The organism is Pseudomonas sp. NPDC087817 (assembly GCF_044742875.1).
In the GTDB taxonomy this organism is placed as follows: Bacteria; Pseudomonadota; Gammaproteobacteria; order Pseudomonadales; family Pseudomonadaceae; genus Aquipseudomonas.
The window spans coordinates 13,482-38,337 of sequence record NZ_JBIUVJ010000013.1 but is presented as its reverse complement, the minus strand read 5'-3'; the positions used below and the strand labels follow the sequence as shown (position 1 = coordinate 38,337).

18 protein-coding genes are annotated in these 24,856 nt (G+C 60.5%); 9 read left to right on the top strand and 9 right to left on the bottom strand.

What is annotated here, in order from left to right; all coding sequences use genetic code 11:
* From ACIONG_RS12525 to ACIONG_RS12500, 6 genes are all read left to right on the top strand, one after another.
* Positions 1 to 595, top strand: a 595-nt coding sequence (locus ACIONG_RS12525; protein WP_401299711.1) for a fumarate hydratase C-terminal domain-containing protein, incomplete at its 5' end; no start/stop codon positions are given.
* Positions 596 to 805: 210 nt separating this feature from the next.
* Positions 806 to 5,305, top strand: a complete 4,500-nt coding sequence (locus ACIONG_RS12520; protein ID WP_401299708.1) for a SpvB/TcaC N-terminal domain-containing protein — start codon at positions 806 to 808, stop codon at positions 5,303 to 5,305.
* The gene (locus ACIONG_RS12515; RefSeq protein ID WP_401299705.1) at positions 5,302 to 8,016 is read left to right on the top strand and encodes an RHS repeat domain-containing protein; all 2,715 of its coding nucleotides are present in this window, start codon (positions 5,302 to 5,304) and stop codon (positions 8,014 to 8,016) included. Before ACIONG_RS12520 ends, ACIONG_RS12515 begins: the two co-directional genes overlap by 4 nt.
* Before the next feature lie 135 nt (positions 8,017 to 8,151).
* The gene (locus ACIONG_RS12510; protein ID WP_103306417.1) at positions 8,152 to 9,912 is read left to right on the top strand and encodes an ATP-binding protein; all 1,761 of its coding nucleotides are present in this window, start codon (positions 8,152 to 8,154) and stop codon (positions 9,910 to 9,912) included.
* The gene (locus ACIONG_RS12505; protein ID WP_401299701.1) at positions 9,912 to 11,243 is read left to right on the top strand and encodes a sigma-54-dependent transcriptional regulator; all 1,332 of its coding nucleotides are present in this window, start codon (positions 9,912 to 9,914) and stop codon (positions 11,241 to 11,243) included. Before ACIONG_RS12510 ends, ACIONG_RS12505 begins: the two co-directional genes overlap by 1 nt.
* Positions 11,244 to 11,530: 287 nt before the next feature.
* On the top strand, positions 11,531 to 12,850 hold the full coding sequence (locus ACIONG_RS12500; RefSeq protein WP_103306415.1) for an MFS transporter: 1,320 nt from the start codon (positions 11,531 to 11,533) through the stop codon (positions 12,848 to 12,850).
* Positions 12,851 to 12,998: 148 nt separating this feature from the next.
* Here the strand turns inward: ACIONG_RS12500 and ACIONG_RS12495 are convergent, their stop codons facing one another.
* Entirely contained in the window at positions 12,999 to 13,754 is a 756-nt protein-coding gene (locus tag ACIONG_RS12495; RefSeq protein WP_103306414.1) for a hypothetical protein, read from the bottom strand.
* 341 nt (positions 13,755 to 14,095) lie between these two features.
* Between ACIONG_RS12495 and ACIONG_RS12490 the strand changes: the two genes are divergently transcribed.
* Both ACIONG_RS12490 and ACIONG_RS12485 read left to right on the top strand, forming a co-directional pair.
* Positions 14,096 to 14,350, top strand: a complete 255-nt coding sequence (locus ACIONG_RS12490) for a hypothetical protein (RefSeq protein WP_401299697.1) — start codon at positions 14,096 to 14,098, stop codon at positions 14,348 to 14,350.
* A 274-nt stretch (positions 14,351 to 14,624) separates the two neighbouring features.
* Positions 14,625 to 15,254 (top strand): flavin reductase family protein, encoded by a 630-nt coding sequence (locus ACIONG_RS12485; RefSeq protein ID WP_123530027.1) that lies wholly within the window; start codon positions 14,625 to 14,627, stop codon positions 15,252 to 15,254.
* A gap of 4 nt (positions 15,255 to 15,258) precedes the next feature.
* Here ACIONG_RS12485 and ACIONG_RS12480 read toward each other — a convergent pair whose 3' ends face one another.
* On the bottom strand, positions 15,259 to 15,501 hold the full coding sequence (locus tag ACIONG_RS12480; RefSeq protein WP_401299694.1) for a hypothetical protein: 243 nt from the start codon (positions 15,499 to 15,501) through the stop codon (positions 15,259 to 15,261).
* Positions 15,502 to 15,544: 43 nt separating this feature from the next.
* A complete protein-coding gene (locus ACIONG_RS12475) occupies positions 15,545 to 15,898 on the bottom strand; it encodes a putative quinol monooxygenase (protein WP_213026434.1) in 354 nt (117 codons plus the stop codon).
* 337 nt (positions 15,899 to 16,235) lie between these two features.
* Between ACIONG_RS12475 and ACIONG_RS12470 the strand changes: the two genes are divergently transcribed.
* Complete coding sequence (locus tag ACIONG_RS12470; protein ID WP_213026435.1) at positions 16,236 to 17,165, top strand: AraC family transcriptional regulator; 930 nt, start codon at positions 16,236 to 16,238, stop codon at positions 17,163 to 17,165.
* Positions 17,166 to 17,316: 151 nt separating this feature from the next.
* Here ACIONG_RS12470 and ACIONG_RS12465 read toward each other — a convergent pair whose 3' ends face one another.
* The 6 genes from ACIONG_RS12465 to ACIONG_RS12440 form a co-directional block, all read right to left on the bottom strand.
* The gene (locus ACIONG_RS12465; protein WP_103305529.1) at positions 17,317 to 18,372 is read right to left on the bottom strand and encodes an ABC transporter ATP-binding protein; all 1,056 of its coding nucleotides are present in this window, start codon (positions 18,370 to 18,372) and stop codon (positions 17,317 to 17,319) included.
* A gap of 13 nt (positions 18,373 to 18,385) precedes the next feature.
* Positions 18,386 to 19,234 (bottom strand): ABC transporter permease, encoded by an 849-nt coding sequence (locus ACIONG_RS12460; protein WP_213026437.1) that lies wholly within the window; start codon positions 19,232 to 19,234, stop codon positions 18,386 to 18,388.
* Positions 19,231 to 20,139 carry an ABC transporter permease gene (locus ACIONG_RS12455; RefSeq protein ID WP_401299688.1) on the bottom strand — a complete coding sequence of 303 codons (909 nt, stop codon included), beginning with the start codon at positions 20,137 to 20,139 and terminating at the stop codon, positions 19,231 to 19,233. The genes ACIONG_RS12460 and ACIONG_RS12455 overlap by 4 nt, the downstream gene beginning before the upstream one ends.
* Before the next feature lie 185 nt (positions 20,140 to 20,324).
* Entirely contained in the window at positions 20,325 to 21,428 is a 1,104-nt protein-coding gene (locus tag ACIONG_RS12450) for an ABC transporter substrate-binding protein (RefSeq protein ID WP_401299685.1), read from the bottom strand.
* 218 nt (positions 21,429 to 21,646) lie between these two features.
* Complete coding sequence (locus ACIONG_RS12445) at positions 21,647 to 23,098, bottom strand: aldehyde dehydrogenase family protein (protein ID WP_401299682.1); 1,452 nt, start codon at positions 23,096 to 23,098, stop codon at positions 21,647 to 21,649.
* Positions 23,095 to 24,732: a 5-guanidino-2-oxopentanoate decarboxylase gene (locus tag ACIONG_RS12440; RefSeq protein WP_401299796.1), complete on the bottom strand. Its 1,638-nt coding sequence runs from the start codon at positions 24,730 to 24,732 to the stop codon at positions 23,095 to 23,097. The genes ACIONG_RS12445 and ACIONG_RS12440 overlap by 4 nt, the downstream gene beginning before the upstream one ends.
* Positions 24,733 to 24,856: the final 124 nt, after the last annotated feature.

The window sequence follows — 24,856 nt, the reverse complement described above, 5'->3', positions numbered from 1 at the left end:
TCTTTCCGTACACGCCGCTCTTCCGATCTACACCCTGACCCCGGAAGACGTGCAGAGCTGGAAGCCGGGCGAAACCGTCCTGCTCAACGGCAAGATGCTCACCGGTCGCGACGCCGCGCACAAGCGCATGGTCGAGATGCTCAACAAGGGCGAAACCCTGCCGGTCGACCTGAAAGGTCGCTTCATCTACTACGTTGGCCCGGTTGATCCGGTCGGTGACGAAGTGGTTGGCCCGGCTGGCCCGACCACCGCAACGCGGATGGACAAGTTCACCCGGCAGATCCTTGAGCAGACCGGCCTGTTGGGCATGATCGGCAAGTCCGAGCGCGGCCCGACCGCCATCGACGCGATCAAGGACAACAAGGCCGTGTACCTGATGGCTGTCGGCGGCGCCGCTTACCTGGTTGCGCAAGCGATCAAGAAGTCCAAGGTGCTGGCGTTTGCCGAGCTGGGTATGGAAGCGATCTACGAGTTCGAGGTCAAGGACATGCCGGTCACCGTCGCGGTGGACAGCAAAGGTGAATCGGTACACATCACCGGCCCTGCGATCTGGCAACAGAAGATCAGCGAAAGCCTGGCGGTAGAAGTGCAGTAAGCACTTAAACCGTAAAAAACAAGGCCGGCCCGTCCCACGACGAGCCGGCCTTTTTTGTGCCCGCACTTGCATAAGCCCTTTGGCGATAAAAACCGCGACACAGCATACAAAACGGTCTTGCGCACCTGTCAGGTCTGACAGGTTACGCGCCGCCCGGTTCTTGATAGCGTCAGTCCACCCCCGATCACTGCGTGCGCAACGGACAGGACCATGGCCGATCAAGACCTGAGCATCACTACGCCTTCCATCGCCAAAAGCTCATCGATTGCTACCATCGGCAAGAGTTGGGGCGCCGTCGGCCCGACGGGTGCTGCGTCGTTCGAGCTGCCGATTCCCCTGTCCGCCGGGCGTGGCTGGGATCCGCAATTGTCGCTGACCTACAGCAGCCAGACCGGCAACGGCCCGTTTGGTATCGGCTGGAATCTCGGCCTGGGGCAGATCAGCCGGCGCACCAACAAAGGCGTGCCACGCTACACCGAACACGATCAAATCATCGGCGCCGACGGTGAGGAGTGGATGCCCGAACTTGAGGCTGATGGTTCGCTCAAGTCGCGCCTCGAAACCCATTACGGCGGCGAGGACATCGGCTCACACCGCGTGGTGCGTTACTGGCCCCGGGTGGAAAGCGATTTTGCCCTGCGCGAGCTATGGCAACCGACGAAGGATCAGCCGCCCTTCTGGCTGATCCACGGCGCCGACGGCTCGTTGCATCTGTATGGCAAGACGCCTGACTCACGTCGTGCCGATCCGGGTGATCAAACCAGGATCAGCACCTGGCTGCTTTGCGAAAGCATGAATACCCACGGTGAGCACATCTGTTTCGCGTACAAAGCCGATGATCAGGACTCCGACCCGATTCACGACTACCGTGCCCAACGCTATCTGGAGCGGGTGTGTTACGGCAACTTCACCGCCAGCAAGGATTTGTACGCCTGGACAGTGGAACAGCCTGCGCAGCTGAACTGGCATTTCCAGCTGATCTTCGACTACGGCGAACGCAGCGCATCGTTGACGGAAGTCCCGGTGTATGACGGCGACACCTTGCTGCCCTGGCCAGTTCGCCCGGACCCTTTTTCGACGTTTGGCCAGGGCTTTGCAGTCGGCACGCGCAGGCTTTGTCGGCAAGTGCTGATGTTTCACCATTTCCCGGTGAGCCTGCGTGGCAAACCGGTGCTGGTACGGCGCCTGTTGCTGGAGTACCGAAATCCACAAAGCGCAACTCAATGGACCCAGAGCCAGATCAGCGCCGCCCACTATCAGGCCTTCGATGCCAGCGGCGCCGTGGAACATACCCCGCCGGTGGAGTTTGACTACTCCGCGTTCGAGATCAATAAAACCCCGACACGCCTGTTCGCCATGGACACACAGCCAGGCATCGAAGACGGTGGTTTCTACCAGTGCGTTGACCTCTACGGTGAGGGCGTTCCAGGTTTTCTCTGTCGCTATGACCAATGCTGGTACTACCGCGAGCCGCTGCGTGGCGACGCCGGCGGTGATGAGATCGGTTATGGGCCGTGGACAGCGCTGGAGAGGATTCCGGTTGCCGATCGCAGCCGGCCGGTGCAGCAACTGCTCACCGACCTGACCGGTGATGGCCGCCTCGACTGGATCACCGCGCAACCGGGCGCCAGCGGTTTTCGTACGCTGAATGCGCAACGCGAGTTCGCCGATTTCGTGCTGTTCAATGCATTCCCGCTGGAGTTCTTCAATACCCTGGCGCAACTGGGCGACCTCAGCGGTGACGGGCTCAGCTCCATCGCCCTGATCGGCCCGCACGCGGTGCGTCTGTACGCCAACCAGCGCGAGCAAGGATTCGCCCGCGCCGAAGACGTGCCGCATACCCCGGCCCACGACCGCTTGCCGTTATTCAGCAACTCGCCCACCGAGTTGGTGCTGCTTGGCCATCTGCTGGGCAGCGACATGCCCGAACTGTGCCGCATCCGCCATGACGAAATCACTTGCTGGCCGAACCTGGGTCACGGCCGGTTTGGCGAAGGCCGCAAGATCAGCTCCCTGCCCTTCACCTACGAGCAGTTCGATTCGGCACGGGTACGCCTTGCCGACCTCGACGGCTCCGGTGCACCGGCCTTGATCTATCTGAAGTCGGATGTATTCGAGATCTATCTGAATCGCGGTGGCAACGGCCTGGAGCAGATCCCGGTCATCGTGCCCTGGCCCGCAGGCGTGCGTTACGACCGCTTCAGCCAGGTGAGTTTCGCCGACCTGCAAGGTCTGGGGTGCGCCAGCCTGATTCTGACGGTGCCGCACATCAATCCAGAGCATTGGCGCTACGATTTTGTCGCGGCCAAGCCTTATCTGCTGACCGCCAGCAATAACAACATGGGTTGCAGTACCAGCATGGTCTACCGCAGCTCGGCTCAGGAATGGCTGGATGAAAAACAACGATTCCTCAAGCTGAAACGTCTGCCGGTTTCCCACCTGCCGTTTCCGGTGGCAGTGGTCAAAAAACAACAGCAACTGGATGAGATCACTGGCAACTGTCTGACCCAGGCGTTTACCTGGCGCGAAGCTGTTTACGACAGCAAGGAGCGCGAGTTCCGCGGCTTCGGCCAGTTGCAGCAAACCGATAGCGAAAGCGCCACGGCGGATGACGACGTCGGCTTCAGCGCACCGGTGCGGGTGTGCACCTGGTTCCACACCGGGCAAGCGCTGGATCGCCAGCGTGACGGCTATTTCAATGCAGACCCGCATGCCGTGCCGCTGGGCAAAACATTGTTCAGCCGCTACCACGCCGGTGACGAAATAGATGAACCGATCGCCCCCCATGACGCCGACAGTGAGTACCAGATCGCCCGGGCGCTGGTAGGCTCAATTACGCGCATAGAAACTTATGCCGATGCGGACATGGACTTGCCGGGCATGGCTACACCCTATGCCGTGGAAGAACGGCGCTATCTGGTGCGTGAAGTCCGACCTCAAGGTCACTCTGCGGCCGCCGTGTTGCTGCCGTTGGTGCTGGAGAAAATCAGCTACCAGTACGACCGTTTCATTGACGATCCGCTGTGTCGCCACGACGTCAATCTGCGCTGGAACGACCACGGCCTGTCGACTCATGCATTGGCAGTCAGCTACGCGCGCAGGCTGACTGAACGTGATCAACCGCCGTTCAGCGACCCGGATGAACAACAGTGGTGGCGCGACGCCCATGACGAGGCGCAACAATCGTTCTACCTGAGCGAAACCCGTGCGCAATACATCAACCTGACCAGCAATCTCCAGCAATGGCGTCTGGGCTTGCCGTGGCAACAGCGCGGCAATGCGCTGGTGTTGCCAAAAGGCACCCTGCCTGAAGGATTGTCCCCGGTTGAAGTGAGTTTCGAGCAACTCGCGCTGCATCAGGATTCGCCGCACTGGAACACTCAGCGGGTGCTGACGACGCAGTCGGTGCAGCGTTATCTAAGCTCCGACGGTTTGCCGCTGGACGACGGTGACGCCGAATTCGAAGCACTGGCGGGGCCGCTGGAACTGGCGCAACTGGACAAGACGGCGCTGGACGCTTACGACGTTCTGCCGCCGCCCTTCAATATCCGAGATGAACTGAAAAATATCGGTTACACGCCGATGCGGTTGCGGTTCGAGACCGAGCCGGACGATGCCGAAGAAAATCTGTGGTCATCCAACTTCGGTTTCGCCGATTACGCCGATATCGAAGGTTTTCATCAGGTGCGCAGCTACCGCGAAACCCCCAGCCATGGGCTCACCACCGCCGAATACGATGATTACCGACTGGCGATCACCCAGGTCGTGTTGCTGAATGGCTGCACCACCCGGGTCACCTACGACTATCACGCACTGCAACCGCTGACGATCACCGATGCCAACGACAATATCGAGGAGGCGATCTACGAACCTTCCGGCCAGCCGCTGGCGACCAGTTTCCACGGCACTGAATACGGCAAGGCTGCGGGTTTCGAAACGTTGAGCAACTACGTGCGTCCGGAGGATCATCGCCCCGATCCAGCGATAGAAAAGCCACACGATGCCGTGCAAAAAGCTGCCAGTACGCTGCGCAAGGACTTGTTCAGCTGGATGGGAATGAGCCCGACCGACAGCCCTGCCGCCGGCGAATGGCTCGCCAGCGGTGACATCCTGCCCAGCGGCTACATTCGTGCCAGCGCCCGCCGACGACTCGCCGGGCTCGCCACACTGACGGCGGCAGAACAGGCATTGCGCGAGGTGATCGTCACGACCCGTCGCGAACCGGTGCACACCGTTATCCTCAGCGCCGACCGTTACCCCGATGACCCCGTGAAGGCGCAGATCCAGATCACCAAGGCCTGCGTCGACGGTTTTGGTCGAGCGCTGCAAACCCAGCAGTTGGCCGACCCGGGCCTGGCCTATGCGGTGGACGCTGACGGCTCGCTGATTGTCGAGGACGGCCAGTTCGTTGAAGTCCATGCCGATCCGCGCTGGCGCATCAGCGAGCGCATCGAATACAACAACAAAGGCCTGGCGGTGCGTCAGTTCCGACCGTTTTTTGCCAACGCCCACGGTTATATCAATGACCAGTCGCTGCACACGCTGGGTCACTACGATCAACTGTTCTACGACCCGCTGGGGCGCGCGGTCAAACTGCTCAACGCCAAGGGTGACTTTTCCCGCGAGACGTATCATCCGTGGTATCACGCCAGCGAAGACTTCAACGACACCGCTGAAACGGTGCCGTCACAACGGAGATCACGGCGTTGACCGCCACCGTGCATTCGCGCACGCCCTCACTCGCGGTGAGTGATGGCCGGGGCCTGCCTATTCGTCAGGTCGGCTATTTGCGCAGTGTCGCGGGCGCAGAGGTGACGGCCCTGATCAGCCGTCAGTGCCACGACGTTAGTGGGCGGCTGGTGGAGCAATGGGATCCGCGTTTGCCCGCGCCCAATCTCTCAACGGTTTACGGTCTGGCCGGCGAGGCACTGAAAGTCGCCAGTGTCGACGCCGGGTGGCGCCTCAGCCTGCCGGGGCTGGCCGCTGAGCCGCTGCAGCGCTGGGACGAACGCGGCGGTCATTGGCGCTCGACCTTCGATGATCAGTTGCGCGTGGTGGCGGTCGAGGGCCGTGATGCAACCGATGTCGATAGCTTCATTTACGCCGATGCCAGCGCCGATGCCGGACTCAATCTTCGCGGCCAATTACTGGAGCAGAAGGATCCGTCCGGCGCGTTACGCCTGAATGGCTATGCCTTGTCCGGCCAGCCGTTGAGCGAAACCCGTTCATTTCCCGATGGCGAAGCTTTCACCAGTCGGCGCGTGTTCAATCCGTTGGGGGCGGTGCTGGAACAGATCGATGCGGGCGACCATCGCCAGAAGTCGAACTATGGCTTGGCCGGGCAGCTCAGGCAGGTGCAACTGCTGGTCAATGGCAAGACCAAAAGCGAAGAGGTATTGCTCGACGCGCAGTACAACGCCGAGGGGAAGATCATCGAACAACTGGCGGGCAACGGGGTGCGAAGTCGCTGGACTTACGATCCGGCCAATGGTCGCTTGCGCAGCCAGTCCAGCCACAAAGACGCCAAGGCTCTGCAAGACTTCGAATACTTTTATGACCCGGCCGGCAACATTACCCGTATCGAAGACCACGCCTTCCAGCCAATCTGGTTTGCCAACCAACTCGTCGACGGCCACCGCGACTTCAGCTACGACTCGCTGTACCGGCTGATCAGCGCCAGCGGTTACGACGACGGGCCGCTCTCGGACATTCCGGGGCTACCGCAGCCCACCGATCCGAACAACCGCCTCAACTACACCCAGACCTACACCTACGACGCCGGTGGCAACCTGACCGAACTGGTGCATGTGCGAGCCGGCGCCAGCTACACCCGCCAGATGCGCATTGACCCGACCAGCAACCGTGGCGTGCGCTGGCAACCGGGCGACGCCGAACCTGTCTTCGACACATTGTTCGACCGCCACGGCAACCTGCTGGCTGTGCAACCCGGTCAGCCCCTGCAATGGAACGCCCGCGACGAACTGCAAAACGTGACGCTGATCCACCGCGAAGGGGGTCAGGATGATGCCGAGCATTACCATTACAGCCAGGGTCAACGGGTGTTCAAACGCCATGAAACCTTCAGCGGCGGCGCCGGACATTTTGCTCAGGTGCGCTACCTGCCGGGTCTGGAAATCCGCAGCAAGGACAACGGCGAAGAACTGCACGTCATCAGCGTCGGCAATGCGCGCTGCCTGCATTGGGCAAAAGCGCCTCCCGCCGACATCGACAACAATCAACTGCGCTACAGCCTCGAGGATCATTTGGGATCCTGTTCGATGGAACTGGATCACAACGCGCAAACGATCAGCGAAGAAGGCTATTACCCGTTCGGTGCCACGGCGTGGATGGCTGCCGCGATCGAGGTCAGCTATAAGTTCGTGCGTTATTCCGGCAAGGAAATGGACGTCAGCGGTCTTTACTACTATGGCGCGCGCTATTACGCACCGTGGCTGCTACGCTGGGTAAGTGCTGACCCGGCAGGGGATGTGGACGGGCTGAATCTGTATGGGTTTGTCGGGAATAATCCGCTGAGGTATGTCGATATCAATGGAGAGGACAGAACGCCCGCGGAACTGAAGGCGGATATTGAGTTTTCGATCAAGTTCCTGAGCGGCGTTAATTCGAAGATGGATATCCTTGAACAGCAAATAGATAACCTGTCGAGTCCGGCTCGCTTTCGCTCAATGATAGGAATGAAATTTATTGATCTGGCCGTCAAAACAGGTCTCAACTTTGTCGCGACAACAATCGGATTTGACAAGATTCAAGACTTTGCGGGGGGCGACCCGTTTAATCCGGGAGAACTTAAGGGCCTGACCATAGGCAACATTGTGGGTGACCAGATATCAGCTCGCATAGACAAAGTGGCATCCAATGTCAAAGCTTTGAATGCAAGCATTATTCCGCATAAGTCCGATATTTCCGCTGAAGCGATCCAGCAACAGATAACCGCTCCCGGGAGTTCTCCTCTAGATATATTCGCAAACCCACAGGCGTTTGGTCCGAGTCAGTTCATTGAAGCGGCCAAGTACATTGTCCCTACTGTACTGGGGTCCCAGCTCTATGGTGTTGGAGAGCTGATGGAACTTGCCAAGGTCGCAGAAGATGGCAGCAGGGCAGAAGAGGGATTGTTTCCTCAAGAAATAAACGCCCATATCGACGAGCTCGCGAAGTTACATGAGGTCACTACCAAAGTAGCCAACCGCGGACTGGCAGCTTTCAATGAACTTGGTTTGAAAGAATATTACAGCTCGAACTTAAATTACTTTGTCGACCTGTTCCGCGGCACGGTTGGCCACCAACAAGCCGGCTCAGTCAAGTATCAAAACCTGGAAGCGCTGACAGAGCGAGCGCTGTACACCATTAGCGACAGGCAGGCCATGTACAAGAGTTACGCCAGACAAGTGGCAAGGAAGTAGATGGGCATGGTTGAAAGCATTCAGACAATCGTGAACGGGTGCCTGCGCCTGACCTCCGTGGCCTGACCGAACAGAGCGCCGGGCCACGCCCGCCCATGCTATCGTGCCCGCCCGAACTGCCACCCGTTAACCAGCATGCTGCCGACTTCCCGTACCTTGCGTCTGTCGTTGTATACCCTGCTGATCATCGCCGGTGCGGCTGTGGCCGCCACGCTTGCCATTCGCCACGCCGAACGTCAGGCGCTGGAAGAAGACGCGGCCCGCGCCAACCAGCAACTGGCGCTCTATGCCAATTCGTTGCACACCCTGATCGACCGCTATCGCGCCCTCCCCGCCGTGCTGGCGCTGGACCCGCAATTGCGTTCGGCGCTGACAGGTCCGGTCGACGCCGAACAACAGAACGCACTCAATCTGAAACTGGAAAAGATCAACGGCGCGGCGCAGTCCTCGACCCTTGAACTGCTCGATCACAGCGGCCTTGCGGTGGCCGCGAGCAACTGGCGTCTGCCGAGCAGTTATGTCGGCCACAATTATGGTTTTCGCCCGTATTTCAGCCAGACCCGCACCCAGGGCACCGGGCGTTTTTACGCGGTGGGTGTGACCAGCGGGATTCCCGGCTACTTCCTCTCCAGTGCGGTGCTGGGCGACAACGAGCAGTTCCTCGGGGCGATGGTGGTCAAGCTGGAATTCCCCGAGCTGGAACGCGAATGGAGCCAGGGCAACGACACTCTGCTGGTCAGCGATGCGCGCGGCATCATCTTCATTGCCAACCAGCCCGGCTGGCGTTATCGCGCCTTGCGGCCGCTGACCGCCAGCGACATGGCCGAGATCAAAGCCACCCGCCAGTACGACAAACAGTCGCTGGTGCAACTGACTCATTTGTCCCTGCGCAGCTTCGACGACAACAGTGATCTGCGCCGCGTCGAAGGCCCGCAAGGTACGGCGGATTATCTGTGGGAGTCGCTGCCACTGACGGCCGAAGGCTGGACGCTGCATCTGTTGCGCCGTCCGCAAGTGGCTTTCGAAGACCTGCGTAACGCCGGGCTCGCGGCTGCCGGCGTGTGGCTGGCGCTGGTGTTTCTGCTGCTGTTTCTCAATCAGCGCTGGCGCCTGTCGAAAGTCCGCCAGCGCAACCGCGAAGAACTGGAGCGGCTGGTCGAGGAACGCACCCGCGATCTGCGCACCGCGCAGGATGGCCTGGTGCAGTCGGCGAAACTCGCCGCCCTCGGGCAGATGTCCGCCGCCCTCGCCCATGAAATCAACCAACCGCTGACGGCTCAACGCATGCAACTGGCGACGCTGCGGCTGCTGCTCGAGCATGGCCGCGTCGATGATGCCTACAAGGCGCTGAAACCGGTGGACGATATGCTCACGCGCATGGCCGCCCTCACCGGCCACCTGAAAACCTTCGCCCGCAAGAGCCCCGGCGGTTTGCGCGAACGCCTGGATCTGGCGACAGTGGTTGATCAATCCCTGCACTTGCTCGACGCGCGCCTGCATGACGAACAGGTCAGTCTGGTGCTGCACCTGACCCGTCCGGCGTGGGTGCGCGGCGATGCAATCCGCCTGGAACAGGTGCTGATCAACCTGCTGCGCAACGCCCTCGATGCCATGCAGGGCACACCGTGCAAACGTCTGGAAATCCGTCTGGAAGCCGACGAGCAACTGTGGCGCCTGAGTGTCAGCGACAATGGCGGCGGCATCCCCGACGAACATCTGGGCCAGGTGTTCGATCCGTTCTTCACCACCAAGCCTGTGGGCGATGGCCTGGGGCTGGGGCTGGCGGTTTCGTTCGCTATCGTGCATGAATCAGGCGGACGTCTGAGTGTGGAAAATGGCGCAAGCGGCGCGGTGTTCACCCTGACCTTGCCAATCGATCTGGAGGCGCATATCTGATGCTCAACTCGGTAATGGTGGTCGATGACGAAAGCAGCATTCGCAATGCGGTCGAGCAATGGCTGAGCCTCTCGGGTTTCGAGGTGCAGCTGTTCAGTCGTGCCGAAGAATGCCTTGCCGCCCTGCCCGCGCACTTTGCCGGGGTGATCCTCAGCGACGTGCGCATGCCCGGCCTCAGTGGTCTGCAACTGCTGGCCGAAGTGCAGCGCCGCGACGCCGACTTGCCGGTAATTCTGCTCACCGGTCACGGCGATGTGCCGATGGCGGTCGAAGCCATGCGCGACGGCGCCTACGACTTTCTGGAAAAACCGTTCAGCCCGCAAACCCTGCTCGGCAGCTTGCGCCGGGCCCTGGAAAAACGCCGGCTGGTCCTGGAAAACCGCGCCCTGCACGAGCAGGCCGACAACCGCGCGAAACTCGATGCGACGCTGCTCGGCGTGTCCCGTGGCATGCAGACCTTGCGCCGGCAGGTGCTGGATCTGGCGGCGTTGCCGGTCAACGTGCTGATCCGTGGCGAAACCGGCAGCGGCAAGGAACTGGTTGCCCGTTGCCTGCATGATTTCGGGTCACGGGCGGACAAGCCGTTCGTGGCGCTGAACTGCGCGGCGATTCCTGAACAATTGTTTGAAGCCGAACTGTTCGGCCATGAGAGCGGCGCGTTTACCGGCGCCTCCGGCAAGCGCATCGGCAAACTGGAATACGCCGATGGCGGCACGCTGTTTCTCGATGAAATCGAAAGCATGCCGTTGGCCCAGCAAGTAAAACTGTTGCGAGTGTTGCAGGAGCAGAAACTCGAACGCCTGGGCTCGAACCAGAGCATTCGCGTTGACTTGCGCATCGTCGCCGCGACCAAACCCGATCTGCTCGACGAAGCGCGGGCCGGGCGTTTTCGCGAAGATCTGGCGTATCGTTTGAACGTTGCCGAACTGCGGCTGCCACCGTTGCGGGATCGCCGGGAAGACATTCCGTTGTTGTTCGAATCGTTCGCCCAGAGTGCGGCGCAGCGTCTGGGGCGTAATTTTCCACCGTTGACGGGCGGCCAGTTGAGCCACCTGCTCAACCACGACTGGCCGGGCAATGTGCGCGAACTGGCGAACGTTGCCGAACGCCAGGTGCTGGGGCTTGATGAGCCGGCGCCGGGGATTGACCCGGGCCAGTCGCTGGCGGCGCAGCAGGAAGCGTTTGAAGCGCAGTGTTTGCGCGCGGCACTGACCCGGCACAAGGGCGATGTGAAAGCGGTGCTTGAAGAGTTGCAACTGCCGCGCCGGACCTTCAATGAAAAGATGCAGCGCCATGGGTTGAGTCGGGAGATGTTTGTTCCAGGCAACTGATATTGATCGTTCCCACGCTCCGCGTGGGAATGCAGCCTGGGACGCTCTGCGTCCCCTCTAGAGCCGAACGCGGAGCGTCCGTTGAGGCATTCCCACGCAGAGCGTGGGAACGATCGGAGTAAGCGATATTTCGCTCATAGACACTCTGCGATAAGCGGATTTCCGCTCACCCAATCCCGTCCCCCCCTCTAAACCGCCCCTCCCCCGCTTGGCACACCTCCTGCTATAGCCCCAGCAGGCTGCGTTCCCACGCGCTCCACAAAAACAATTAAACGAAGGATCCTTCAATGGATAACTCCAACGCCCTGCCACTTGGGTCGGCTGCCGTGCCGGCCAAAGAAAGAACCACCGCCAGCCGGATCAAATCGATCTTCAGCGGTTCCGTCGGCAACATGGTCGAGTGGTACGACTGGTATGTGTATGCCGCCTTCTCGCTGTACTTCGCCAAGACATTCTTCCCCGCCGGCTCCTCCACCGCACAATTGATGAACACCGCTGCGATCTTCGCCGTGGGCTTCCTGATGCGCCCGATCGGTGGCTGGTTGATGGGGCTGTACGCGGACAAGGTCGGTCGCAAGAAAGCCTTGATGGCCTCGGTCTACCTGATGTGCTTCGGTTCGCTGCTGATCGCCCTCAGCCCGAACTACGAGACCATCGGCATCGGCGCGCCGATCCTGCTGGTGTTCGCCCGTCTGCTGCAAGGCTTGTCGGTCGGCGGCGAGTACGGGACTTCGGCCACCTATCTCTCGGAGATGGCGACCAAGGAACGTCGCGGCTTCTTCTCCAGCTTCCAGTACGTGACCCTGATCTCCGGTCAGCTCATCGCGCTCGGCGTACTGATCGTGCTGCAGAACGTGCTGACCACTGAACAGCTGTATGCATGGGGCTGGCGTATCCCGTTCGCCATCGGCGCACTGTGCGCAGTGGTGGCGCTGTACCTGCGTCGCGGCATGGAAGAAACCGAGTCGTTCACCAAGAAAGAAAAGTCCAAGGAAAGCGCCATGCGCACCTTGATGCGCCACCCCAAAGAGCTGTTGACCGTGGTCGGCCTGACCATGGGCGGCACCCTGGCGTTCTACACTTACACCACTTACATGCAGAAGTACCTGGTGAACACCGTTGGCATGAGCATCTCCGACTCGACCACCATTTCTGCCGCCACGCTGTTCCTGTTCATGTGCCTGCAACCGATCATCGGCGGCCTGTCGGACAAGATCGGTCGTCGTCCGATCCTGATCGCTTTCGGCGTGCTGGGGACGATTTTCACCGTGCCGATCCTGATGACCCTGCACACCATCCAGACCTGGTGGGGCGCGTTCTTCCTGATCATGGCGGCGCTGATCATTGTCAGCGGCTACACCTCGATCAACGCGGTGGTGAAGGCCGAACTGTTCCCGACTGAAATCCGTGCACTGGGCGTCGGCCTGCCGTATGCACTGACCGTGTCGATCTTCGGCGGTACTGCCGAATACATCGCGCTGTGGTTCAAGAGCATTGGCATGGAAACCGGTTATTACTGGTACGTGACGGCGTGTATTGCCGTGTCGTTGCTGGTGTACGTGACCATGAAGGACACCCAGAAACATTCGCGGATTGTCACTGACTGATCCAGTTTCGGCAGCCACTGCAAGGGTGGCTGTCATGGCCTCATCGCTGGCAAGCCAGCTCCCACAGGTTTCTCGGGTGGTCACAAATTTTGTGATCAGCACAACACCCTGTGAGAGCTGGCTTACCAGCGAATGAGGCAACCCGGTATCAAGTCAACTCGGCAACCTGCTGCTTGCCATAGCGCTTCTGCGCATACGATGCACCCACAATCATCACCAGCAGAATCCCCGCCAGCACCGCCGACGAACCGATGGTGCCGAAGTCCAGCCCGCCCTTCTCATGGGGCTTGGTCATCAAGTCGCCCAGGGTCGCACCGAACGGCCGGGTCAACACGAACGCCACCCAGAACAACACCACTGTGGAAATCTTCGTGAAGTACTTGAGCAGCACGACCACCGCGATGGTCGAGCCGATCAGCAAAGCACCACCGGCAAACCCCAGCCCCGAATCATCGGCCAGGTAATCGCCGAGCGCTGTACCGAGGGTGTTAGAGAATAGAATCGCCATCCAGTAAAACATCTCGCCGCGAAAGCTCTGCACCTTGCTGACGTTGAGCGAATCACCGCTCAGGCGCCACGCCGTAAAGATCGCCAGCAGAATTGCAATCAGGATCATCGAGCCCGTTGCATACCCTAGCTCCAGCGTGCGGTCCATGAAATCAGACATCGTGGTGCCGGCGGTGCTGGTGGACAAAATCACGATCCAGTACAGCAGCGGCTTGTAGGTCTTGGCCATCAATTGGCTGATCAGCGTCAGGACGAACACGCTGATCAGAATCAGCGAGCTGATGGCATAGCCGACGTTGAGCGTCATCGACAGCAAATCCCCCGCAGTTTCCCCCAGGGTCGTCGCGCAGATTTTCATGACCCAGAAGGCCAAGGTGATTTGAGGAAGTTTATTCATCGCAGGGAACGCTCCAGTGTGTGACGGCCGGTTCTTGGTTTTCTGGCCGTGGGCAGACTGGCGTTGCGCGCGTGAAAAAGCGGTCGGGAATCTATGAAAAATCTGTCACACAGCGAAAACAGCGATTAATCAGCGGTTAATGCTGAGCTTTCATCCTGTGCTCACCTGATCGATTACCTGCGCGACGTTCGCTCCTGATGATGGAAGCCTTTCAATGCGTCGCTCTTAATATCTATTTAATCGATGGTTTTTAGCATTATTTTGCGCTTTTTAATCAATATAGTTGGCGTAGCATGAATCCCATGCAAGACACACCCGCCAACGAATCCGGAGTAACGAACATGAAAACCAAACTGATCCTCGCGCTGACCCTGTCTGTACTGGCTGCCAACACTTTTGCTGCCGACGGTTTCGACCGCACGGGCTCCGCGGTGGCTGCCGATGGCTATGATCGCACTCAATCGGCCACGGTCGCCGAAGACGGCTTCGACCGCACCGGTTCCGCCACCTTCGCTGGGGACGGTTATGACCGTACCGGCTCGGCCACTTTCGCAGCTGACGGTTACGACCGCACCCAATCCGCTGCCATCAGCTGATTGCAGTTGTAAAGCGCACAGCCCGGCTTCGGCCGGGCTTAGTCATTTCTGGGGGAATGATATTTTTTAGCTCAGCACAAAGACCTGTGGGAGCTGGCTTGCCAGCGATGGCGATCTGTCAGTCGACATTTACATCGGCTGAAAAAATGCCATCGCTGGCAAGCCAGCTCCCACAGGGTTTTGATTGGATGGAATATCAGTGCCTGACTGGAAATTGTTTGATCGTGCTTGCACTATTGGCCACCTGATCCAGCCATCTCCAAGAGCCCCAGCCATGCCCGATGACATCCACTTCTACGAACCCGCCAATGGCCACGGCCTGCCCCACGATCCGTTCAACGCCATCGTCGGCCCACGCCCCATCGGCTGGATTTCCTCGCAGGATGCCAATGGCCAGTTGAACCTGGCGCCGTACAGTTTCTTCAATGCGTTCAACTACATTCCGCCGATCATTGGTTTCTCCAGTGTCGGGCGCAAAGACAGCCTGAACAACATCGAGCAGACCGGCGAATTCGTCTGGAACCTCGCCACCCGCCCACTCGCCGAACAAATGAACCAGAGCTGCGCGATGGTCGCGCCTGAGGTCAACGAATTCGAGTTGGCGGGACTGACCACGGTGGCGTCGAAAGTGATTTCAGTGCCACGGGTCGCCGAAAGCCCGGTGTCCTTCGAGTGCAAGGTCACGCAGATCATTCAGTTGCAGCGTGCCGACGGCGAGACGGTGCCGAGCTGGCTGATCCTCGGCGAAGTGGTCGCCGTGCATATCGCCAAGTGGCTGTTGAAGGACGGCATCTACGACACCGCCGCGGCAGAACCGATTCTGCGCGGCGGCGGGCCGGCGGATTATTTCCAGCTGGGGCCTGAGGCCCTGTTCAAGATGTGGCGTCCGGGCGCAACCAGGTAACGCGTTACCAGATCAACTCGGCGTCGTCAGTGACGCCCTTGAGTTTATCCAGCTCATTGATGGCGGCCTCGTCGGCAGCGATGGCGCCGGGGAACACCTGATCATCCAGCAGTTTGTGAAAGCGTGGTGCACCGCCATCGACCAGGGCCTTGACCGCGATTGCCGCGTGATAACCCTTGTTGCCACCCAGTTCGACGGGGACGACTGCGGATACTGCTTCAAAACGTTCGAACTCTTTACGTGCCATGTCGCAAGTCCTGGCTCAGTCAATTAAGCCGGACATTAAACCCTCAACCGGCGAGTTTGTGTACCGGTGCCGGGCATTGGCCGAGGGCTTGCGCCGCCGAGACATCCTTGAACGTGTGGAAATCCAGACTGTTGACCACCAGGTCCTGCACCAGCTCGGCGAAGATTTCCATCGACGGGCTGTTGAAGTACGCGGTCATCATCTGCTGATTGCTCCAGAACCCGGAGACCAGCCACAACTCGGGATCACACTGCGAATGCTGCAAGGCAAAGCTCAGGCAACCGGGGGCGGCACGCGACGGTTCGATCAACGCGCTGAGGCGTACACCGAGTTCCGCCGAACGCCCGGCGCGCGCTCGAACGAAGGCCATATGACTGACGGGAATCTGCTTGGACATGTTCAACCCTCCCAGGGAGTCGCGTGGCAGCCGGGGGACGGGCTGCGACAGGATCCAAGGTTAAGGGCCGGATGACCGACGCCGTTAGTCGATTCCTGCCGCCGCATTGCACAATCCTGCGAGACTGCAAACAGGACGTGTAACAACCTGTAAATCCGTGTCATACCGCTGTCATACGCCGATCATGCAAGTTTGCCGGTCGGCGTCCCGTTATGGCTGGGCACGCTGGTAACCCCAAGCAGAATCAGGCAAGCATTTCGCAGGATGTGTCTACCGCTCTCGCTTGCACAAACATATGCTCTGCTCCATTCCACCTCCCCTGCCGAGGATGCCGTGCATGACGTCATTCGATCGTTTTCAAGCCCCGCCCGACGCCGACATGGAAAAACAGCGCGCGGAACTGGCGGCAATCATCCGCCGCAACACCACCGACGATGGCAGCTATGAGACCGCCATCGGCTCGCTGTTCATGTCGCGCCACACCCAATCCCACGACTTTGCCCCGGTGCTCGCGCAACCGGCGCTGTGCATCATGGCGCAGGGTCGCAAAGAAGTGCGTCTGGCCGATGAGTACTTCAATTACGATCCGCTGAATTATCTGGTGGTATCGGTTTCGATGCCGTTGAGTGGGCGTGTGGTCAATGTTTCGCCGCAGGAGCCGATCCTCGCGGTTCGCCTGGATATCGACCCGGCGGAAATCACCGCACTGATCGCCGACGCCGGCCCCATGGGCGTGCCGACCCGGCCGACCGGACGGGGTTTGTACGTCGAACAGATCGACAGTTCGATGCTCGATGCCGTGCTGCGTCTGGCGCGTTTGCTCGATGCACCGAAAGACATCGCCATGCTCGCGCCGCTGATTCGCCGGGAGATTCTCTATCGCCTGCTGCGCAGTCCGCAGGGCCATCGTTTGTATGAGATCGCGATTGCCAACAGCCAGAGTCACCGTATCAGCCAGGCGATCAAGTGGCTCAACGGCAACTTCGAACAGCCATTGCGCATTGATGATCTGGCCAAGGAAGTGAACCTCAGCGTGTCGACCTTGCATCACCGCTTCAAGGCGATGACGGCGATGAGTCCGCTGCAATATCAGAAGCAACTACGCTTGCAAGAGGCGCGGCGTTTGATGTTGGCCGAAGGGCTGGAAGCGTCGGCGGCGGGGTATCGGGTGGGGTATGAAAGTCCTTCGCAGTTCAGCCGCGAGTACAGCCGCTTGTTTGGTGCGCCACCGTTAAGGGATCTGGCACGGTTGCGGCTGTCGGTCTGATACCGACATTGCGCTGTGTCGACTGACGCCATCGCTGACAAGCCAGCTCCCACAGGGTTTTATGCTGAACACAGAATTTGTGCTCACCCGAAAAACCTGTGGGAGCTGGCTTGCCAGCGATGGGGCCAGTCAAGACAACCTCAATCCAAAATCAGGCACCGAGTACCCGACACGCCTCAGCCGGCAACGTCACCGACACCGGATGCCCGATCCCCAAGCCAATCCCCTGACACGGCGTACTCAACGCCGTAAACGTCACCCCGGAACACTCCACCGTGGTCTCGATGGTCGCGCCGATATCACGTACAAACGTCACTTTGCCAAGCAATCGATTCCCCGCCGTTGCCTGCGGCGCGGACAGTTGCAGGTCTTCCGGACGGATCAGCATTTTCACTTTCTGCCCGACCACGATGCTGCTGCAGATCGGCACTTGCAGCGCATCACCACCCGGCAGGCTGACCTTGCCGTCGCCCAGCACCGTGGCCGGGAAGATGTTGCCCGAACCGATGAAGTCAGCGACGAATTCGTTGGCCGGATGCCGATAGATTTCAATCGGCGTACCGACCTGCTGCACCTTGTGCTCGCCCAATACCACGACGATATCGGCCATGGTCATGGCCTCACGCTGATCGTGGGTAACCATGATCGTGGTGATGTTCAGGCGTTGTTGCAGTTGGCGGATTTCCACCTGCATCGACTCGCGCAATTTGGCATCGAGCGCCGACAGCGGTTCGTCGAGCAAGAGGATTTTCGGGTGCGAAGCAATCGCCCGGGCAATCGCCACGCGTTGGCGTTGACCGCCGGAGAGCTTGGCCACCGGCCGGTCGATCATCGCCTGCAACTGGATCAGTTCCAGTAACTCCACCACCCGCGCCTGCTGATCGGCCTTGCTCACCCCGCGCAGTTTCAGCGGGTAGGCGATGTTCTCGCCGACGGTCATGTGCGGGAACAATGCCAGCGACTGGAACACCATACCGAAGTTGCGCAGATGCGCCGGGGTATGGCCGATGTCTTCGCCGTCCAGGCGAATTTCCCCGCCGCTGAGGGTTTCCAGCCCGGCGATCATCCGCAGCAAAGTGGTTTTGCCACACCCCGAAGGGCCGAGGAAACACACCAGTTTGCCTTCCGGCAAATGCAGGTTGACGTCTTGTACCGCGCAAGCCGAGCCGTAGAATTTCTCGACGTTTTCCAGAATCAGACCAGTCATGTTGCACCTCAAATCAAAAGGAAACGCCGCCCTCGCCCACCAGTTTCTCCAGCGCCCAGATCAGGACGAAGTCGATCAGCACGATCAGCACGGCAAACGAGAACACGGTAGGGTCGAGCGATGACACGGTGCGGCTGTACATCCAGATCGGCACGGTCATGACGTCGATGGTGTAGAGGAAATAGGTCACGGTGAATTCGTTGAACGAGACGATGAACGCCAGCAGCATGCCCGCCAGAATTCCCGACTTCATCAACGGCACCACCACATCGACAATCGCCCGCAATGGCGAGGCGCCGAGCATGCGCGCGGCTTCTTCGACTTCACTGCCGATGGACAGCATCGCCGCCGTGCAGTTTTTCACCACGAACGGCAGCGCCAGAATCACGTGGGCAATCACCAGCCGCGACGTGGTCATGTGGAACGGCAGGCTGTCGAACACCAGCAGCAACGCCAGGCCCAACACCACCATCGGGAACACCAGCGGCAGCGACATCAATTGCAGCGCCACGGCTTTGCCACGGAACTCGCAGCGGGTCAGCGCATACGCCGCCGGCACCGCGATCAGCGTGGCGAAGACCATGGTCAGGCACGACACCAGCAGGCTGGTGGTCATCGCCTGACCGAGGCTCAACACATCACTGGCGTCAGGCGACACGAAGGTGTGCCACGCCGCTTTGTACCATTGCAGGCTATAGCTGCTCGGCGGAAAGTCGAGGTTCGACGCACCGCTGAACGACATCACGATCATGGTCAGGATCGGCAACACCGCCAGCAGCAAAATGAACCCGGAAAGGATCCCGGCAAACTTGCCGGTATCGCCCGGCAGCAGCGCCATGCGCTTCTTGGTCAGGGCACTCATTGCGAAGCCTCCAGCAACCGGCGACGGCGGCCGGTGATGTATTCGGACAAGGTCATGATCGCTAGCGTGGTGACGATCAGCACCACCCCGGCCGCAGACGCGGCGGGCCAGTTCATCAGCGGGGCGATCTGGTCATGCACCATCACTGCGAGCATCGGCACGCGCCGGCCACCGAGCAGCAATGGCACGACAAAACTGCTGGCGTTGTAGGCGAACACCAGCGTCGCGCCAGTGATGATCCCCGGCAGGCTCATCGGCAACACCACCTGACGGAACACCTGAAAACGACTGGCGCCGAGGGTCGCGGCGGCCTCTTCGTATGAACGTGCGACACCGCGCATGGCACTGGCGATCGGCAGCACGGCCAGCGGAAACGCGGTCTGCACCAGGCCCATCAGCACGCCGTTCTGGTTGTACAGCAACATGATCGGGCGCTTGATCAGGCCGAGTCCCATCAGCGCCTGATTGAGCATGCCACCGGGGCCGAGAATCACCAGCCAGCCGTAGCTTTGCAGCAACAGATTGACCAGCAACGGCAGCAGCACGGCGGCGAGGAAAATCCGCCGCAGAAACGGCGACGTCAAACGCGACATGGTGTACGCCACCGGGATCGCCAGCACCACGGCGATCACCGCGCTGATCAGCGCCAGACGCAAGGTCAGCAGCAAGGATTTCAGGTAATAGGGTTCGAGCAATTGCGCGTAACTGGCGAGGCTGAACCCGCTCCATTCCGCGCCTTTGGTGCCGACGCTCATGCGCAACACCAGCAGGCTGGCGGCGATCAGCACGCCGAGAAACAGCATCGAAGGCGTAAGAAATAACCACGCCCGGGCCGTCGGCGAAACACCGCGCGCCGGGCGCACGTCAGCGGCGCCGACCGGTTGGGTCAGGGATTGATGTTCCATAGCAATGATCTCGTCAATGGAAAACAACTGACAAACACAGGTCTCCAAAGCACCGCGCCCCCTGTGGGAGCTGGCTTGCCAGCGATAGCAATCTGTCAGTGACATCATTGTCGACAGGAAGGCCGTCATCGCTGGCAAGCCAGCTCCCACAGGGATTTGCGGTGTTCTGAAGGTTTGTATTCGGATCAGGAAGAAAAGATTTCCGTATAGCGACGAATCCATTGGTCATGCACGGTCGCCAGGAAGGCGTTGTCGTGCATGATCGCCTTCTCGGCAATCTGCTCGGGCGTGAGAATGAACGGGCTCTTGCGCGCTTCGGCGGAGATGATCGCCTTGGCGTTGACCGGTCCGTTGAAGATGTCTTCGGCCATCTTGCCCTGCACCAGCGGGTCGAGAGAGTGGTCGATAAAGGCGTAGGCCAGATCAGTGTCGCCCGGACGATTTTTCGGCATCACCGAGAGCATCAGGTCGGTGTAGAAACCTTCCTTCATGCCGAACGTGGCGCCGAGGCCGTAGTTAGGATCGCGGATCTGTTTCGGGAAAAACGCCGGGGCGTACAGCCCGCCCATGTCCAGCGAACCGGTGCGGAACAGTTCGGCGATCTGGTTCGGGTTCTCGCCCAACGTCACCACGCGGTCCTTGAGTTCAGCGAGTTTCTTGAAGCCCGGCTCGATGTTGTGCTCGTCACCGCCGGCGAGTTTCGCGGCGATGATGATCAGGTCCATGGCCTCGGTCCAGTTCGGCGGCGGCAGGAAAATGTTCGGTGCCAGATCGGCGTCCCACAGCGCGGCGTAACTGTCCGGTGCCTGTTTGAGGGTGCGGGTGCTGTAGACCAGACTGTTGCACCACAGCAGGTAACCGATGCCGTGACCATTGGCGCCGGTGCGGTATTTTTCCGGTACGTCGACCAGATTGGGAATGCGGTTGAGATCAGGTTTTTCCAGCAGCCCGGCGGCGGCCAGACCTTCGGCGCCAACCCCGGCCAGGGTGATGATGTCGTACTGCGGACGGTCACCGCCAGCCTTGAGTTTGGCGACCATTTCCGAGGTGCTGCCGGTGCGATCGGCGATCACCTTGACGCCGGTCTTGGCTTCGAACGTCGCGGCGATGTTGCGCAGTGCGGCGAGGCCGGTGTCATCCGACCAGGTCAGCAAACGCAGGGTCTTGCCGGCGAAACGCGTGTCGCTGGCGCTCGCCCGGATGAAGGGCATGCTCATGGCGGCTGCCGCCACCGACGCCACGCCAACGGTTTTAATGAATTGACGCCTGTTCAGATCGTGCTCGCCCATGACGGACTCCCTTTGTTTTTTTAAGTATGAGGTTGGTCGCAACCGTTGCATCCGCGCGGCCGGATCCGCGCCAGGCCCCGTATTAGAAGGGCTTTAGCGCTGCCGACGGGTTCATCCTGAGGTCGTGCAAAACACCTGACTATCGATAAAAACTCATTGAAGCCATGACACCAACGCATGCCTCGTTGCGAGGCATGCGCTGACCTTTTTCGGGCGTTTCAGAGCGCCCGGATCACGTGTTTGATTTCCTGAAACGCGGCCAGGCCCCACGGCCCCAATTCGCGGCCGATGCTGCTCTGCTTGTAACCGCCCCACGCCGTCTGCGGGAAGATCACTTGCGGCGCGTTGAGCCACACCAGCCCCGCCTGCAAGGCGTTGGCGACACGGTCAGCGGTCTCGGCGTTACGCGTCACCACACTGGCGACCAGACCGAACTGGCTGTCGTTGGCCAGCGCGATCGCTTCGGCTTCGTTGCGGAAACTGCGCACGCACAGCACCGGGCCGAAAATCTCTTCGCACCACAGCGCACTGTCGAGGGGCACGTCGGTGAACACGGTCGGCTGCAAAAAATAGCCGCGAGGCAAATGCGCCGGACGATTACCGCCACACAACAGCTTCGCTCCGGCGCTCAGACCACGGTCGATGTGGCCGAGCACGCGCTGGTATTGCGCCTGGTTGACCAGTGCGCCCATCTCCACGTCGGGGTCGAACGGGTCAGCCACGCGAATCGCCTGGGCACGCTTTTGCAGACGGCTGAGGAATTGCTCTTCCAGCTCTTCAGCGACCAGCACGCGGCTGGTGGCCGAGCACATCTGTCCGGCGTTGAAGAAACCGCCGCCGCAGGCCAGCTCCACGGCCAGATCCAGGTCGGCATCTTCCAGCACCAGCAACGACGATTTTCCACCCAGTTCGAGGCTCACGCCCTTCACGGTTTCCGCCGCACGCTGCATCACCTGAACGCCAACAGCGTTGCTGCCGGTGAAAGAGATTTTGGCGATGCGCGGATCGGCGGACAGCGGCGCGCCCACCGCCAGACCGGTACCACAAACAACGTTGAACACGCCTTTGGGCAGACCGGACTCGGCAATGATCGCCGCCAGTTCCAGCTCCGGCAGCGGCGTGACTTCCGACGGTTTGAGCACCACGCAGCAACCGGCGGCCAGGGCCGGGGCGAGTTTCCACGCGGTGGTGACCATCGGGAAATTCCACGGCACGATCAGCCCGACCACACCGCACGGCTCGCGACGCAGACGCGCACTGAAATCGTCGCTGGGCAGCGCCACGTTGCTGTCGAGTTTTGCATCGAGGCCTTCGGCCAACCCGGCGTAGTATTCGAAGGTGGCAATCACGTCATCGACGTCGATGGCCGCTTCGAATTGCGGTTTGCCATTGTTGCTCGACTGCAACTTCATCAAGTGATCACGACCGTTGCGCACGCCGTTGGCGATGTTGCGCAGGATCACAGCGCGTTCGGTGCCGGTGGTTTGTGACCAGGTCTTGAACGCGTCAGTGGCAGCGGTCACGGCTTGCTGTACGGCTTGTTCTTCACCGCCATTGACCGTGGTCAGCAGCGCTTCAGTGGCCGGGTTGATCACCCGCAAATGCTCGCGGCCAGCAGACCATTGGCCGTTGATGTAGAGGCCATCGAGGGTGGTTGGGAAACTGATCATTTGTTCACCGCCTGCATCCACTGGTTCTGGTCGATTTCAATCAGCGTCGGGCCTTGACGATCCGTCGCCGCACGCAGCGCGCCGCGCAGTTGCTCCACCGAGCTGATCGCTTCGGCAGCGCAGCCCAGCGCCTTGGCCACCCCAATGAAGTCCGGGGTGTAGATGTCGACGCCGACCGGCTCGATGGCGCGGTTGACCATGTACTTTTTAATTTCTTCGTAGCCCTGGTTATTCCACAGCAGGACGATCACCGGGGTGCGCGCCTCCACGGCGCTGGCCAGTTCCGGCAGGGTGAATTGCAAACCACCGTCGCCGATCAGGCACACCACTGGCGGACGAGTGCCGCCCTCGATGCTGCCGCCGAGCCACGCGCCGATGGCCGCCGGCAAGGCGTAACCGAGGGTGCCGTAACCGGTGGACGAGTTGAACCAGCGGCGCGGCCGCTCCGGGTTGAACGTGAGGTTGCCGGTGTACACCGGTTGCGTGGAGTCGCCGACGAACACTGCATCGGGCAATTCGTGCAGCACGGTTTCGAGGAAACGCGTCTGCGCCAGTGTTGGTGCATCCCAGGTTGCGGCCAGATCATCACGCAGACGCGCTGCACGCACCTGGCCCCAATCGTTGCGACGTTCGGCCAGCGGCTTGTGCGACAACGCGCTGAGCAGCGCTTGTGCGGCGTTGCGCGAGTCGGCAACCAGGGCGACGTGCGGCGGATAGTTGCGCACGGTCTGGTCGGCATCGATGTCGATGCGCAGCAGCTTGCCGGGAATTTCGAAACCGCCGGCGAATGTCACGTCGTAGTCGGTCTCGGCCAGTTCGGTGCCAATCGCCAGCACCACGTCGGCATCGGCGACCAGTGCGCGAGAGGCGAGCAGGCTTTGCGTCGAGCCGATCAGCAGTGGATGGCTGGACGGCAACATGCCTTTGGCGTTGATGGTCAGCGCCACCGGAGCATCGAGCAGTTCGGCCAGTTCGGTGAGTTCGGCAGCTGCATCGATGGCACCGCCACCGGCGAGGATCAGTGGGCGTTGAGCGCCGGCCAGCAACTCGCTCATGCGGCTGACGGCAGCGGGTGCGGCACCGGCGCGGTCGATGTTGACCGGGACGCTTGCGAGCAAGTCATCGGCCTCTTCCACCAACACGTCCAGCGGGATCTCGATGTGCACCGGACGCGGGCGCCCGGCCTGGAACAAAGCGAATGCGCGAGCGAGAACGCCCGGTAACTCCGACGCCGACATCAGCGTGTGGGAAAACGCAGCAACGCCGCCGACCAATGCGCTCTGGTTCGGCAGCTCGTGGAGCTTGCCACGGCCGCCGCCCAACTGGTTGCGGGTCTGTACGCTGGAGATCACCAGCATCGGGATCGAGTCGGCGTAGGCCTGGCCCATCGCCGTGGTGATATTGGTCATGCCCGGCCCGGTGATGATGAAGCACACCCCCGGTTTGCCGCTGGTGCGGGCGTAGCCGTCAGCCATGAAACCGGCGCCTTGCTCATGCCGTGGGGTGACGTGGTTGATGCTCGAACGGGCCAGCCCGCGATACAGCTCCACGGTGTGCACGCCGGGAATCCCGAACACCTGCTCGACCCCGTAACCTTCGAGTAACTTGACCAGTACTTCGCCACACGTCGCCATGTCATTGCCCTTCTTGTTCATTTGAGACACAAGGCCTTTGTGTCGGAGTGAGCCTGCTCGCGATGGCGTCTTCGCATTCAACATTACGGTGACTGACACACCGCTATCGCGAGCAGGCTCACTC

What these genes read in the sequence shown, in the direction of transcription:
- ACIONG_RS12475 (WP_213026434.1), bottom strand. Translation starts at nt 15,898, where the DNA reads ATGTCCAAGCAGATTCCCGTCAGTCATATGGCCTTCGTTCGAGCGCGC.
- ACIONG_RS12460 (WP_213026437.1), bottom strand. Translation starts at nt 19,234, where the DNA reads ATGAGTGCCCTGACCAAGAAGCGCATGGCGCTGCTGCCGGGCGATACC.
- ACIONG_RS12485 (WP_123530027.1), top strand. Translation starts at nt 14,625, where the DNA reads ATGCCCGATGACATCCACTTCTACGAACCCGCCAATGGCCACGGCCTG.
- ACIONG_RS12455 (WP_401299688.1), bottom strand. Translation starts at nt 20,139, where the DNA reads ATGGAACATCAATCCCTGACCCAACCGGTCGGCGCCGCTGACGTGCGC.
- ACIONG_RS12480 (WP_401299694.1), bottom strand. Translation starts at nt 15,501, where the DNA reads ATGGCACGTAAAGAGTTCGAACGTTTTGAAGCAGTATCCGCAGTCGTC.
- ACIONG_RS12490 (WP_401299697.1), top strand. Translation starts at nt 14,096, where the DNA reads ATGAAAACCAAACTGATCCTCGCGCTGACCCTGTCTGTACTGGCTGCC.
- ACIONG_RS12505 (WP_401299701.1), top strand. Translation starts at nt 9,912, where the DNA reads ATGCTCAACTCGGTAATGGTGGTCGATGACGAAAGCAGCATTCGCAAT.
- ACIONG_RS12520 (WP_401299708.1), top strand. Translation starts at nt 806, where the DNA reads ATGGCCGATCAAGACCTGAGCATCACTACGCCTTCCATCGCCAAAAGC.
- ACIONG_RS12445 (WP_401299682.1), bottom strand. Translation starts at nt 23,098, where the DNA reads ATGATCAGTTTCCCAACCACCCTCGATGGCCTCTACATCAACGGCCAA.
- ACIONG_RS12440 (WP_401299796.1), bottom strand. Translation starts at nt 24,732, where the DNA reads ATGGCGACGTGTGGCGAAGTACTGGTCAAGTTACTCGAAGGTTACGGG.
- ACIONG_RS12495 (WP_103306414.1), bottom strand. Translation starts at nt 13,754, where the DNA reads ATGAATAAACTTCCTCAAATCACCTTGGCCTTCTGGGTCATGAAAATC.
- ACIONG_RS12500 (WP_103306415.1), top strand. Translation starts at nt 11,531, where the DNA reads ATGGATAACTCCAACGCCCTGCCACTTGGGTCGGCTGCCGTGCCGGCC.
- ACIONG_RS12470 (WP_213026435.1), top strand. Translation starts at nt 16,236, where the DNA reads ATGACGTCATTCGATCGTTTTCAAGCCCCGCCCGACGCCGACATGGAA.
- ACIONG_RS12510 (WP_103306417.1), top strand. Translation starts at nt 8,152, where the DNA reads ATGCTGCCGACTTCCCGTACCTTGCGTCTGTCGTTGTATACCCTGCTG.
- ACIONG_RS12465 (WP_103305529.1), bottom strand. Translation starts at nt 18,372, where the DNA reads ATGACTGGTCTGATTCTGGAAAACGTCGAGAAATTCTACGGCTCGGCT.
- ACIONG_RS12450 (WP_401299685.1), bottom strand. Translation starts at nt 21,428, where the DNA reads ATGGGCGAGCACGATCTGAACAGGCGTCAATTCATTAAAACCGTTGGC.